Genomic DNA, 12,272 nt, shown 5'->3' on the forward strand with positions numbered 1-12,272 from the left:
AACTCCTTATAGCACTTCAGGAGCAAGTGAGATGATCTTCATATGATTCCTCCCACGCAATTCACGGGGAACAGGCCCAAAAATACGCGTACCGATCGGCTCTTTTTTATTATCCACTAAAACCGCAGCATTACTATCAAAACGAATGACACTACCATCTGCGCGACGAATATCCTTAGCAGTACGCACCACAACAGCTTTCATAACATCACCTTTTTTAACACGGCCACGAGGAATAGCATCCTTAACCGAAACAACAATAATGTCACCGACCGAAGCATATTTCCGCTTTGAACCGCCTAACACCTTGATGCACATGACACGACGAGCACCAGAATTATCAGCAACGTCGAGGTTTGTTTGCATCTGAATCATGACTGGCCACCTTTTCTTAACATATATATCCGCCTGTACCTTTTATACACTCAGATTTGCCTGCCAAATAAACATAAAGCCACCGTCTTCAAATTTATCAACGAAAAACCACTGTTAAATTCTAAAACAATAAACTTAGCTCATTACGCTACATTGTCTTTTACAACAATCCAACATTTATCTTTTGAAATTGGTCTAGATTCCTGAATAGAAACCTGATCTCCAATCTTGAATTGGTTGTTTTCGTCATGCGCTTTATAATTTTTAGACTGCCGAACAGTCTTCTTAAGAAGCGGATGAGAATAACGACGCTCAACTTTTACAACGACAGTTTTATCGCTTTTGTCGCTAATAACAACACCCTGCAAAACGCGTTTAGGCATCTCTTATTTCCTTAAACCTTACTTTCACTTAACTTTTGACGAAGAAAAGTCTTAATGCGCGCAATATCACGACGAACTTGTCTAACACGTGCAGTCTTTTCTAATTGACCTGTTGCTTTTTGAAAGCGCAAATTAAATTGCTCTTTCTTCAATTTAGCCAATTCATCTTTCATTTGGTCGAGCGTTTGCGCCCGTAATTCTCTGGCTCTCATCGCTTAACCTCTTTATTCAGCAATACGCTGGATGAAACGCGTTTTGATAGGCAACTTTGCAGCACCCAACCTTAGTGCTTCACGTGCAACATCCTCAGGAACCCCATCAAGCTCAAACATGACGCGCCCAGGAGCAACACGTGCCGCCCAATAATCAACACTTCCCTTACCTTTACCCATACGAACTTCCGTCGGTTTAGATGTAACTGGAAGATCTGGAAAAATGCGAATCCATACACGACCAGAACGCTTCATATAACGCGTAATCGCACGACGCGCCGCTTCAATTTGACGAGCAGTAACCCGCTCCGGTTCAACAGCTTTCAAACCGTAGGCACCGAAATTCAAATCCGTACCACCCTTCGCAACACCGTGAATACGGCCCTTGAACTGCTTACGGAACTTTGTGCGCTTTGGCTGCAACATTGTTCTCTACTCCAAATTTTAGTTCAATTTCAAAAACTAAGCATTTTCGCGGCGACGATTCGATGAAGAACCAGATTGATCAGCTTCCGTAGCACGACGTTCCGAAGCCATCGGATCATGTTCAAGAATCTCACCCTTAAAGACCCAAACTTTAATACCACAAATACCGTAAGCGGTCTTAGCTTCTGCTGTACCGTAATCGACATCAGAACGCAAGGTATGAAGTGGAACACGACCTTCACGATACCATTCCATACGAGCAATTTCAGCACCACCAAGACGACCAGAACAATTGATACGAATACCCTCTGCACCAAGACGCATAGCTGACTGAACAGCACGCTTCATTGCGCGACGAAAAGCAACACGACGCTCTAACTGTTGAGCAATTGATTGTGCAATAATCGTCGCATCAATCTCTGGCTTACGAATCTCCACGATATTCAATGAAGTTTCAGCATTAGTCATTTCTGAAAGCTTACGACGAAGCTTCTCGATATCAGCACCCTTTTTACCGATAATCAAACCAGGACGTGCAGAATGAATCGTAACACGACATTTTTTATGGGGGCGCTCAATAACAACCTTAGAAATCGCAGCCTGTTTAAGCTCTTCAAGCACATAAGAGCGAATTTTCAAATCTTCATGAAGAAGACGTCCATATTCACCACTATCAGCATACCAACGAGAATCCCAGGTCCGATTAACACCAAGACGAAGTCCTATTGGATTGATCTTCTGACCCATTACGCGGCCTCCACTTTTTCGCTAACTTCACGAACAACAATAGTAAGATGTGAAAATGGACGCTCAATTCGACTAGCACGCCCGCGACCACGAACATGAAAGCGCTTCATCACTATCGACTTACCAACATAAGCTTCTGCTACAATAAGCGAATCAATGTCAAGATCATGATTATTCTCTGCGTTTGCAATCGCTGATTCAAGCGTTTTTTTCACAGTAGCAGCAATACGTTTACGTGAAAACGTCAAATCAGCAAGCGCTACATTAACCCTTTTACCGCGAATCATTTCAGCAACTAAATTAAGCTTCTGCGGACTAACACGAATTGTCCGTGTGACAGCTTTTGCTTCATTATCTTTAAGCTGGCGCGGAACCTTAGCTTTTCCCATTCCTACTTCCTCTTCGCTTTTTTATCGGCACCATGACCATAATAAGTCCGGGTAGGAGCGAACTCACCAAACTTATGTCCAACCATCTCTTCAGAAACAGAAACAGGAATATGCTTATTGCCGTTGTAAACACCAAAAGTCAAACCAACAAATTGCGGCAAAATAGTAGAGCGACGACTCCATATTTTTATAACTTCATTGCGCCCACTTGCACGTACCTTCTCTGCTTTACCAAGAAGATAGCCGTCAACAAACGGACCTTTCCAAACTGAACGAACCACTTCAGACTACCTTTCTTACTTCTTGCGCTGATGACGCGTACGCATAATAAATTTATCAGTGGCTTTATTGGAGCGCGTACGCTTACCTTTCGTAGGTTTACCCCAAGGAGACACTGGATGACGCCCCCCCGATGTACGACCCTCACCACCACCGTGTGGATGATCAACAGGGTTCATAGCAACACCACGAACATGTGGACGCTTACCACGCCAACGTGACCGACCTGCCTTACCATCATTAATATTCCCATGATCAGGATTTGAAACAGCACCAACCGTTGCAAAACAGCTGCTAGAGACCATACGCTGCTCCCCAGAATTTAAACGAAGGATAGCCATACCATGATCTCGCCCAACCAACTGTGCATAAGCACCCGCTGAACGTGCAATCTGCCCCCCTTTCCCAGGCTTCATTTCAACATTATGAATGATTGTCCCTACTGGCATATTACCAAGGGGCATAGCATTCCCTGGTTTAACATCAACATTTAAACCAGCAACAACAAAATCACCAACACCAAGACGCTGTGGTGCAAGAATATAACTCAATTGTCCATCCTCATAGCGAATGAGTGCAATAAAAGCAGTGCGATTAGGATCATACTCCAAACGCTCAACTTTTGCCGAAACATCACGCTTAAGACGCTTAAAGTCGACAAAGCGGTAACTACGTTTATGGCCACCACCCTGAAAACGAGCAGTAACACGACCGCGATTATTACGCCCACCCTTTGAGGACAAACCTTCCGTCAACATCTTTACAGGTTTTCCCTTATAAAGACAAGAACGTTCCACAATGACAAGCTGACGCTGCCCAGGTGTTGTTGGATTAAATTGCTTAAGTGCCATTATTCCTATCTCCGAGCCTCTCTAAAGACCTGTCGAAACGTCGATAGACTGACCAGCAGCCAGTGTCACGATCGCTTTTTTGACATCACTCTGCCGACCAACAATACCTTTAAAACGTTTCACTTTACCCTTACGGACTATCGTGTTAACTGCTTTTACTTTTACGCTAAAAAGCGCTTCAACCGCAGCCTTAATTTCAGGTTTTGTCGCTTTCGGCGCAACATTAAAAGCAACTTGATTATATTCAGAAATCATAGTCGACTTTTCAGTAATAACTGGACTAATAATTACATCATAATGGCGAAGATCTGTCATTTAAAACGCTCCTCAAGAGCCTCAACAGCTGCCTTTGATAAAACAAGTTTGCTGCGACGCAAAATATCATAAACATTAATTCCCTGAATAGGCAAAATATCAATATTAGGGATATTCGATGCTGCACGAAAAAAGTTAATATCAATCTCTTTACCACCAATCAACAGAGCATTATTAAAGCCAAGTTTAGAAAAATGAGAAACAAGCTTTTTCGTTTTAGCATCCTTAACAGTCAACTCATCCACAATAATTAAATCTTTTGCTTTTAATTTTGCAGATAAAGCAAGACGTAACCCAAGGGCACGAATCTTTTTAGGAAGATCATGCGCATGGCTACGAACCACCGGCCCATGTGCTTTACCCCCACCCCGAAACTGTGGTGCACGAGCAGACGAATGCCGAGCACGTCCAGTTCCCTTTTGTTTAAACATCTTTGCTCCTGTTCGTGATACATCAGAGCGCCCTTGTGATTGATGAGTTCCCTGTTGACGACGGGCCAATTGCCAACGAACAACACGCTGCAAAATGTCCTCTCGCGGAACAAGATCAAAGATAGATTCTGAAACTTTCAATTTACCAGTCTCATGACCATCAAGCGTTTTAATTACAAGATCCATTATTAGGCTCCCTCAACTTCAGAGGTTTCCGTCACCGGAGTAACCATTTCCGTTTTCTCCTTCACAAGACGGCGAATACCAGCAGGCTTTGGAGCATTATCAGGGAGAGGTTTCTTCACGGCATCCCTTACCAAAATCCAAGAACCCTTCGAACCAGAAACAGCACCACGCACTAAAATTAAACCACGTTCAATATCAGTGGAAACAACTTCAATATTTTGTGTTGTTACACGCACCTGCCCCATATGGCCAGCCATTTTTTTCCCTTTAAATACTTTACCAGGGTCTTGGCACTGTCCCGTAGAACCATGAGCACGATGTGTAATCGAATTACCATGGGATGCACGATGCCCGCCAAAGTTATGCCGTTTCATAACACCAGCAAACCCCTTACCAATACTGGTACCAGTCACATCAACTCTCTGCCCTGGAACAAAATGTTCCACTGTAATCTCTGTACCGATATCAAGAAGATTATCGGGGCTCACACGAAACTCTGCTATTTTAGCTTTAGGCTCAACGGAAGCCTTAGCAAAATGTCCACGAAGAGCTTGTGAAGTATTCTTAACCTTAGCAAAGCCTACACCTAATTGAACAGCAGTATAACCATTCTTTTCAACTGTACGCTGAGCAACGACTTGACAATTCTCCAAACGAAGTACTGTCACTGGCACATGCTCACCAGCATCATTATAAATACGGGTCATGCCCAGCTTCTGTGCTATTACACCTGAACGCATCGGGTCTGTTCCTTCTGTCCTCAAACCTCAGAGCTTAATTTCTACATCCACACCAGCAGAAAGATCGAGCTTCATAAGCGCATCCACTGTTTGCGGCGTTGGATCAACAATATCAAGAAGACGCTTATGCGTACGCATTTCAAACTGCTCACGACTCTTCTTATCAATATGCGGTCCACGATTAACCGTAAATTTCTCAATCCGCGTCGGAAGCGGAATAGGACCACGGACATTTGCACCGGTCCGCTTAGCAGTCGATACAATCTCACGCGTCGATGTATCAAGAATTCTGTGATCAAACGCTTTCAAGCGAATGCGAATATTTTGACTGTTCATGCTCTTTATTTCCCTGTCATGCAAAACGCCTTTAACAACAAAGGCGCTTTTCAATAACCATTATTTACTCAATGATTTTAGAAACGATACCGGCACCAACAGTACGACCACCTTCACGAATAGCAAAACGAAGCTTCTCTTCCATTGCTATCGGGACAATCAGCGACACATCCATCGCAACATTATCCCCTGGCATAACCATTTCCGTTCCTTCTGGAAGCGTCACAATACCCGTAACATCTGTGGTACGAAAATAAAACTGAGGACGATAATTCGTGAAAAAAGGCGTATGACGACCTCCTTCATCTTTCGTTAAAATGTAAGCCTCTGCTTTAAATCTCGTATGGGGAGTAACAGAACCAGGCTTCGCCAAAACCTGTCCACGCTCAATTCCTTCACGATCAACACCACGAAGCAATGCACCAATATTATCACCCGCTTGTCCTTGATCTAAAAGCTTGCGGAACATTTCAACACCCGTGACCGTCGTCTTAGATGTTGGACGAATACCAATAATCTCAATTTCCTCGCCAACTTTAATAATACCACGCTCAACACGACCCGTAACAACCGTTCCACGTCCCGAAATCGAAAATACATCTTCTATCGGCATCAAAAATGGCTGATCAACAGGACGCTCAGGGGTTGGAATATAATTATCAACCTCACTCATTAAAAGACGAACAGCATCTTCACCTATGCTTTTATCCTTATCCTCAAGGGCTGCTAACGCAGAACCTTTTACAATCGGGATTTCATCTCCTGGAAAATCATATTTCGATAAAAGCTCGCGAACCTCAAGCTCTACAAGCTCCAAAAGCTCTGCATCATCAACCTGATCAACTTTATTAAGAAAAACAACAATTGCTGGAACACCAACCTGACGAGCAAGCAAAATGTGCTCACGGGTCTGAGGCATGGGACCATCAGCCGCAGAAACAACCAGAATAGCACCATCCATCTGCGCTGCCCCTGTGATCATATTTTTCACGTAATCTGCGTGTCCAGGACAATCAACGTGGGCATAGTGACGATTCTCCGTTTCATACTCAACGTGTGCCGTAGAAATGGTAATACCACGGGCACGCTCTTCTGGTGCTGCATCAATTTGATCATATGCTTTAAACTCACCAAAAAATTTCGTAATCGCTGCTGTCAACGAAGTCTTCCCATGATCAACGTGACCAATCGTACCAATATTAACATGCGGTTTTGTACGTTCAAATTTGCTCTTCGCCATTTGAGCTCTCCATTTTCCGTCCAAGCCAAGGACTAAGTTAAAAATTAATTTACCAACCTGAAATTACGCATATTTCTTTTGAATCTCCAAAGCAACAGCGGAAGGAACAGGTTCGTAATGATCAAACTGCATTGTATACTGCGCACGCCCCTGGCTCATAGAGCGAAGCGTATTCACATAACCAAACATATTTGCCAATGGAACCATCGCATTCACAACCGTTGCAATACCGCGCGCTTCAGTTCCTGAAATCTGCCCCCGACGAGAATTGAGATCACCAATAACATCACCAACATAATCATCCGGTGTAACAACTTCCACCTTCATGATCGGCTCAAGAAGCTGTGCACCTGCCTTCTTTGCACCATCACGAAAAGCTGCACGAGCAGCAATCTCAAAAGCCAATACAGACGAATCAACATCGTGATAACCACCATCGATAAGAGTAGCTTTTACACCAAGCATCGGGAATCCTGCAAGAGGACCTGACCCCATGACACTTTCAATCCCCTTTTGAACGCCCGGAATATATTCTTTAGGAACAGCACCACCAACAATCTTCGACTCAAAAATAAAATCATCACCTTCATGAGGCTCAAAAATAATTTTCACACGAGCAAATTGACCAGCACCACCCGATTGCTTTTTATGGGTATAATCAATCTCTGCCATTTTAGTAATTGATTCACGATAAGCAACCTGAGGCTGTCCAATATTCGCTTCAACCTTAAATTCACGCCGCATACGATCGACAATAATATCAAGATGAAGCTCACCCATTCCAGCTATAATGGTCTGACCTGATTCCTCATCTGACTTAACACGAAATGAAGGATCTTCCGCGGCCAAACGATTAAGTGCAATACCCATTTTTTCCTGATCTGCTTTTGTTTTCGGCTCAATCGCAATCTCAATAACAGGCTCAGGAAATTCCATCCGCTCTAAAATAACAGGCTTTAAAGGATCACAAAGTGTATCACCCGTTGTCGTCTCCTTAAGACCCGCAAGAGCAACAATATCACCAGCAAATGCCTCTTCAATATCCTCACGAGAATTTGAATGCATCTGAAGCATACGTCCTAAACGCTCTCTCTTCTTTTTCACAGTATTCTCAAGAGAAACACCTTTGTGAACTTTACCAGAGTAAATACGACAGAAAGTCAACGAACCAACAAAAGGATCATTCATAATTTTAAAAGCAAGCATAGAGAGCGGAGCTTCATCAGAAGATTCGCGTGTCGTCTCAGTTTCAGTCTTCACATCGATACCCTTAATCGCAGGAATATCAACCGGAGAAGGAAGATAGGAAACAACAGCATCCAAAAGCGGCTGCACACCCTTGTTTTTAAAAGCTGTACCACAAAGAACAGGATGAAACTGAACCTCTACAGTTCCCTTACGAATAAGAGAAACAAGTTGCTCGTTGGTTGGCATAACACCTTCCAAATAAGCCTCCATAGCAGACTCATCAACTTCCACAGCCATTTCAATGAGTTTTTCGCGATATTCCTCAGCCTTTTCTTTTAAGTCAGAAGGAATTTCACTTATCACCGCTGAAGCACCAATAGAACCATCCCACCTTAAAGCCTTCATCTCAACAAGATCGACAACACCTTCAAAGTCATTTTCTGCACCGATAGGCAATTGCAAAACAAGTGCTTTAGCCCCTAATCGCGAACCAACCATTTCGACACTACGGTAGAAATCAGCACCTATTTTATCCATTTTATTAACAAAAACCATGCGCGGGACACGATATTTCTCAGCCTGCCGCCAAACCGTTTCTGTCTGAGGCTCAACACCAGCATTAGCATCTAATAATGCTATCGCCCCATCGAGAACACGCAAAGAACGCTCAACCTCAATAGTAAAATCAACGTGCCCTGGCGTATCAATGATATTAAAGCGACGCTTACGGCCATCACGCCCTTCCCAAAAGGTCGTCGTTGCAGCAGATGTGATGGTAATGCCGCGCTCTTGTTCCTGCTCCATCCAATCCATCGTAGAAGCACCATCATGGGTCTCACCGATTTTGTGACTCTTACCCGTATAGAACAGAATACGCTCAGTCATCGTAGTCTTACCGGCATCAATATGTGCCATAATACCAAAATTACGATAATCTTCAATTTTATATTCGCGAGCCATTATATTTGCCTTAGTTTAAAACTTCTACCAGCGATAATGTGAGAATGCACGGTTAGCCTCAGCCATACGATGGACATCTTCACGCTTTTTCACAGCAGAACCACGATTATTAGCTGCATCCATGAGTTCAGCAGACAAACGCTCAATCATCGTCGTTTCATTCCGCCCACGCGCTGCCGAAATCAACCAACGAATCGCAAGAGCCTGACGACGATCAGGACGAACATCAATCGGAACCTGATAAGTAGCTCCCCCAACACGACGAGAACGAACCTCAATATGAGGAGCAACATTCTCTAAAGCTCTATGAAAGAGATCTACTGGATCTGTCTTTACTTTTCTCTCCACAGAATCAAGCGCACCATAAACAATACGCTCTGCAACTGACTTTTTACCATCAAACATAATGGCATTCATAAATTTTGTAATAACCAAATCACCAAATTTAGGATCTGGATTAATCTCACGTTTTTCTGCTCTATGACGACGGGACATTGACTTTGTCTCTCAATATTATTTCGGACGCTTCGCGCCATACTTTGAACGACGCTGTTTACGATTCTTGACACCTTGAGTATCAAGCAAACCACGAATAATGTGATAACGAACCCCTGGCAAATCTTTCACACGACCACCACGGATCATCACAACAGAGTGCTCTTGAAGATTATGTCCCTCTCCAGGAATATAACCAATCACTTCAAATCCATTTGTTAAACGAATTTTAGCAACTTTACGAAGAGCAGAATTAGGCTTCTTCGGCGTCGTTGTATAAACACGCGTACAAACACCACGCTTCTGCGGATTCGACTGCAAAGCAGGAACCTTATTACGTTTAACTGGCACTACACGCGGCTTGCGAATCAACTGGTTTACGGTAGGCATGCAACCTTCCTCTTTTAGATCTACACTCGTCTCACCCAATCGGGTATTTCTATTTCTGTTTCCACCCACCCCAACAGAACTGGAATAGATGTCTAATTCTACACACAAAATCGGGCACAGCTGCTAAAAACAGTCTACCCGATCATAAGCAGAGAAGGCAATAGCCTTTTGCACTAGCATTTGCTTTTAATCCTCTTAACACCCGTTTAAATGATCTTTTGCTTCATATCCAAAATAAATGATCATCTCCACATCGGTTATGTCCGTGTCTAATAGCGAGAACACAGACATTCGTCAAGAACTAAACAGCAGAAAGTTTTTAAAAATCAAAATAAATTAAATTTTAAAACTTTAAATTTGCTTTTATTGGGTCTCTTGATAAATCAATTTACCATAGTAATATCGACCTATAAATAAAAAACAATAATGTGACTGCGATAAAATATTAACGCAGTAAATTAAATTGCGTATTTGATATCGAATGATGAGTACCATGAAAATAGCAACGTGGAATATTGCCGGAATAAAAGCACGACATGAAACATTATATCAATGGCTACAGCAAAGTCAGCCAGACATAGTCTGTCTACAGGAAATTAAAAGTATTGATGAAAATTTTCCACGTAATGCAATAGAAAATCTAGGTTACCATATAGAAACACACGGACAAAAAAGCTTTAATGGTGTTGCGATTCTTTCTAAAAAAACACCAGATGAAGTAATCCGTCGATTACCAGGTAACGATAACGATGAACAAACACGTTACATCGAAGCGGTTTATTCAACAAACAAAGGTGTTGTGCGTATTGCATCTCTCTATTTGCCAAATGGAAATCCTATTGAGAGTGAAAAATATTCCTATAAAATGGAATGGATGGAAAGATTATATGCACATGCAAAATCATTGCTTGCATACGAGGAACCCCTTATTCTAGCCGGTGATTATAATGTCATCCCTACCTCACTCGATGCAAAAAAACCTCAAGAATGGAATCAAGATGCCTTATTTCTTCGAAAAACAAGAAAAGCATTCCAGCGTATCCTTCATTTAGGTCTTTACGATGCTATCCGAAATGTTACCGATACACCCTCCTTCAGTTTTTGGGATTTCCAAGCTGGAGCATGGCCTAAAAATAACGGGATTCGCATTGATCATTTACTCTTATCACCAGAAGCAGTTGATCACCTTATTTGCGCTCATAGTCAAACAGAAGTAAGGGGATACCCAAAACCATCCGACCACGTTCCTGTTTGGATTCATCTTAATATCAATTAAGGAAGTATAGCCATTACTTCATAAGACAACAAAAAAAATTCCATTCAGAAGAATAACTATGCTACACCATTCAAACAGTATATCTTAAGTAACTAAAATAAAAATGAATAAATGGAGGACATAAATGAAGAAATCATTGTTAATGTTTATTGCAGCAGCAACCATGGGACTCATAAGCGTCGCGCATGCTGAAAATGATACGCTTGAAAAAATAAAACGAACAGGGGAAATCACTTTAGGAGTCCGTGAATCATCTGGTTTGGCCTACGCCCTTGGTAATAATAAATATGTAGGCTTTCATACAGAAATGGCAGAACGTATCATTGATGATATCTCAAAAAAAATTGGTAAACCGATTAAAATCCATTATCTTCCCATCACATCTCAAAATAGAATTCCTCTCTTAAAAAATAAAACCTATGATTTTGAGTGTGGCTCAACAACAAATGATATTGCTCGCAGTAAAGAAGCAGCATTTGCTTATACGACATATGTTGAAGAAGTTCGGATTGCTGTAAAGAAAAACTCTAACATTAAATCTCTTGACGATTTAAATGGAAAAACAGTTGCCACGACCACCGGTACGACATCTGTTCAACTTATTCGTAAAAATAAACGCGCAAAAAACATCAACTTTAAGGTCGTCAAAGGAAAAGATCACGGAGATAGCTTCTTATTACTCGAATCAGGTCGTGCCGATGCATTTGTTATGGATGCCTCAATTCTTGCAGGACATATTGCAAAATCAAAAAATCCATCGGATTATGTCATTCTTGACACCGTACTTTCAGTTGAACCCATCGCCTGCATGTTAAGGTTACATGACAAAAAATTTGAACAAGCAATCAATGACAGTATCCTACGTCAGATTAAAGACGAATCACTTGAAAAGCTTTATAATAAGTGGTTTATGAAACCGATTCCTCCTGCTAATACTGTTATGAACCTTCCCTTATCAAAACAGACAAGATATGCTTGGGATCATCCAAACAATAAACCTCGCGAAAGCTACACAGAAAAAGATTTATAGAATTTGAAAAGAAAAACCACACT

18 protein-coding genes are annotated in these 12,272 nt (G+C 42.0%); 2 read left to right on the forward strand and 16 right to left on the reverse strand.

Annotated elements, in window-relative coordinates; translation table 11 throughout:
• Positions 1–6: 6 nt before the first annotated feature.
• From rplN to rpsL, 16 genes are all read right to left on the reverse strand, one after another.
• Complete coding sequence (rplN, locus tag D1092_RS05200) at positions 7–375, reverse strand: 50S ribosomal protein L14 (protein WP_004855715.1); 369 nt, start codon at positions 373–375, stop codon at positions 7–9.
• A 143-nt stretch (positions 376–518) separates the two neighbouring features.
• Entirely contained in the window at positions 519–758 is a 240-nt protein-coding gene (gene rpsQ / locus D1092_RS05205) for a 30S ribosomal protein S17 (RefSeq protein WP_012231991.1), read from the reverse strand.
• A gap of 11 nt (positions 759–769) precedes the next feature.
• Positions 770–970 carry a 50S ribosomal protein L29 gene (gene rpmC / locus D1092_RS05210; protein WP_120100732.1) on the reverse strand — a complete coding sequence of 67 codons (201 nt, stop codon included), beginning with the start codon at positions 968–970 and terminating at the stop codon, positions 770–772.
• 12 nt (positions 971–982) lie between these two features.
• Positions 983–1,396 carry a 50S ribosomal protein L16 gene (rplP, locus tag D1092_RS05215; protein WP_005773276.1) on the reverse strand — a complete coding sequence of 138 codons (414 nt, stop codon included), beginning with the start codon at positions 1,394–1,396 and terminating at the stop codon, positions 983–985.
• A gap of 36 nt (positions 1,397–1,432) precedes the next feature.
• Complete coding sequence (gene rpsC / locus D1092_RS05220; protein WP_005773275.1) at positions 1,433–2,143, reverse strand: 30S ribosomal protein S3; 711 nt, start codon at positions 2,141–2,143, stop codon at positions 1,433–1,435.
• Entirely contained in the window at positions 2,143–2,532 is a 390-nt protein-coding gene (gene rplV, locus D1092_RS05225) for a 50S ribosomal protein L22 (RefSeq protein ID WP_120122470.1), read from the reverse strand. Before rplV ends, rpsC begins: the two co-directional genes overlap by 1 nt.
• 2 nt (positions 2,533–2,534) lie before the next feature.
• Complete coding sequence (gene rpsS, locus D1092_RS05230; protein ID WP_004855734.1) at positions 2,535–2,813, reverse strand: 30S ribosomal protein S19; 279 nt, start codon at positions 2,811–2,813, stop codon at positions 2,535–2,537.
• 15 nt (positions 2,814–2,828) lie between these two features.
• A complete protein-coding gene (rplB, locus tag D1092_RS05235; protein ID WP_120122471.1) occupies positions 2,829–3,662 on the reverse strand; it encodes a 50S ribosomal protein L2 in 834 nt (277 codons plus the stop codon).
• Positions 3,663–3,683: 21 nt separating this feature from the next.
• A complete protein-coding gene (locus D1092_RS05240) occupies positions 3,684–3,977 on the reverse strand; it encodes a 50S ribosomal protein L23 (RefSeq protein WP_120122472.1) in 294 nt (97 codons plus the stop codon).
• Positions 3,974–4,594: a 50S ribosomal protein L4 gene (rplD, locus tag D1092_RS05245; RefSeq protein ID WP_120122473.1), complete on the reverse strand. Its 621-nt coding sequence runs from the start codon at positions 4,592–4,594 to the stop codon at positions 3,974–3,976. The genes D1092_RS05240 and rplD overlap by 4 nt, the downstream gene beginning before the upstream one ends.
• Before the next feature lie 2 nt (positions 4,595–4,596).
• Entirely contained in the window at positions 4,597–5,334 is a 738-nt protein-coding gene (gene rplC / locus D1092_RS05250; protein ID WP_039758110.1) for a 50S ribosomal protein L3, read from the reverse strand.
• A gap of 27 nt (positions 5,335–5,361) precedes the next feature.
• Complete coding sequence (gene rpsJ, locus D1092_RS05255; RefSeq protein ID WP_005773267.1) at positions 5,362–5,670, reverse strand: 30S ribosomal protein S10; 309 nt, start codon at positions 5,668–5,670, stop codon at positions 5,362–5,364.
• 64 nt (positions 5,671–5,734) lie between these two features.
• Complete coding sequence (gene tuf / locus D1092_RS05260; RefSeq protein WP_120122039.1) at positions 5,735–6,910, reverse strand: elongation factor Tu; 1,176 nt, start codon at positions 6,908–6,910, stop codon at positions 5,735–5,737.
• A gap of 63 nt (positions 6,911–6,973) precedes the next feature.
• Entirely contained in the window at positions 6,974–9,058 is a 2,085-nt protein-coding gene (gene fusA / locus D1092_RS05265; protein WP_120122474.1) for an elongation factor G, read from the reverse strand.
• Between the two features lie 24 nt (positions 9,059–9,082).
• Positions 9,083–9,553 (reverse strand): 30S ribosomal protein S7, encoded by a 471-nt coding sequence (gene rpsG, locus D1092_RS05270; RefSeq protein WP_120122475.1) that lies wholly within the window; start codon positions 9,551–9,553, stop codon positions 9,083–9,085.
• A gap of 18 nt (positions 9,554–9,571) precedes the next feature.
• Entirely contained in the window at positions 9,572–9,943 is a 372-nt protein-coding gene (gene rpsL / locus D1092_RS05275) for a 30S ribosomal protein S12 (protein ID WP_006589495.1), read from the reverse strand.
• Between the two features lie 493 nt (positions 9,944–10,436).
• On the opposite strand from rpsL, the gene xth reads away from it, so the two are divergent.
• Together xth and D1092_RS05285 are read left to right on the forward strand one after the other, a co-directional pair.
• On the forward strand, positions 10,437–11,219 hold the full coding sequence (gene xth / locus D1092_RS05280) for an exodeoxyribonuclease III (protein WP_120122476.1): 783 nt from the start codon (positions 10,437–10,439) through the stop codon (positions 11,217–11,219).
• Between the two features lie 124 nt (positions 11,220–11,343).
• The gene (locus tag D1092_RS05285) at positions 11,344–12,249 is read left to right on the forward strand and encodes a transporter substrate-binding domain-containing protein (protein WP_120122477.1); all 906 of its coding nucleotides are present in this window, start codon (positions 11,344–11,346) and stop codon (positions 12,247–12,249) included.
• Positions 12,250–12,272 lie beyond the last annotated feature (23 nt).

Source organism: Bartonella krasnovii, from assembly GCF_003606345.3.
Taxonomy (GTDB): Bacteria; Pseudomonadota; Alphaproteobacteria; order Rhizobiales; family Rhizobiaceae; genus Bartonella; species Bartonella krasnovii.

What these genes read in the sequence shown, in the direction of transcription:
- rplN (WP_004855715.1), bottom strand. Translation starts at nt 375, where the DNA reads ATGATTCAGATGCAAACAAACCTCGACGTTGCTGATAATTCTGGTGCT.
- rpsQ (WP_012231991.1), bottom strand. Translation starts at nt 758, where the DNA reads ATGCCTAAACGCGTTTTGCAGGGTGTTGTTATTAGCGACAAAAGCGAT.
- rpmC (WP_120100732.1), bottom strand. Translation starts at nt 970, where the DNA reads ATGAGAGCCAGAGAATTACGGGCGCAAACGCTCGACCAAATGAAAGAT.
- rplP (WP_005773276.1), bottom strand. Translation starts at nt 1,396, where the DNA reads ATGTTGCAGCCAAAGCGCACAAAGTTCCGTAAGCAGTTCAAGGGCCGT.
- rpsC (WP_005773275.1), bottom strand. Translation starts at nt 2,143, where the DNA reads ATGGGTCAGAAGATCAATCCAATAGGACTTCGTCTTGGTGTTAATCGG.
- rplV (WP_120122470.1), bottom strand. Translation starts at nt 2,532, where the DNA reads ATGGGAAAAGCTAAGGTTCCGCGCCAGCTTAAAGATAATGAAGCAAAA.
- rplB (WP_120122471.1), bottom strand. Translation starts at nt 3,662, where the DNA reads ATGGCACTTAAGCAATTTAATCCAACAACACCTGGGCAGCGTCAGCTT.
- D1092_RS05240 (WP_120122472.1), bottom strand. Translation starts at nt 3,977, where the DNA reads ATGACAGATCTTCGCCATTATGATGTAATTATTAGTCCAGTTATTACT.
- rplD (WP_120122473.1), bottom strand. Translation starts at nt 4,594, where the DNA reads ATGGATCTTGTAATTAAAACGCTTGATGGTCATGAGACTGGTAAATTG.
- rplC (WP_039758110.1), bottom strand. Translation starts at nt 5,334, where the DNA reads ATGCGTTCAGGTGTAATAGCACAGAAGCTGGGCATGACCCGTATTTAT.
- rpsJ (WP_005773267.1), bottom strand. Translation starts at nt 5,670, where the DNA reads ATGAACAGTCAAAATATTCGCATTCGCTTGAAAGCGTTTGATCACAGA.
- tuf (WP_120122039.1), bottom strand. Translation starts at nt 6,910, where the DNA reads ATGGCGAAGAGCAAATTTGAACGTACAAAACCGCATGTTAATATTGGT.
- fusA (WP_120122474.1), bottom strand. Translation starts at nt 9,058, where the DNA reads ATGGCTCGCGAATATAAAATTGAAGATTATCGTAATTTTGGTATTATG.
- rpsG (WP_120122475.1), bottom strand. Translation starts at nt 9,553, where the DNA reads ATGTCCCGTCGTCATAGAGCAGAAAAACGTGAGATTAATCCAGATCCT.
- rpsL (WP_006589495.1), bottom strand. Translation starts at nt 9,943, where the DNA reads ATGCCTACCGTAAACCAGTTGATTCGCAAGCCGCGTGTAGTGCCAGTT.
- xth (WP_120122476.1), top strand. Translation starts at nt 10,437, where the DNA reads ATGAAAATAGCAACGTGGAATATTGCCGGAATAAAAGCACGACATGAA.
- D1092_RS05285 (WP_120122477.1), top strand. Translation starts at nt 11,344, where the DNA reads ATGAAGAAATCATTGTTAATGTTTATTGCAGCAGCAACCATGGGACTC.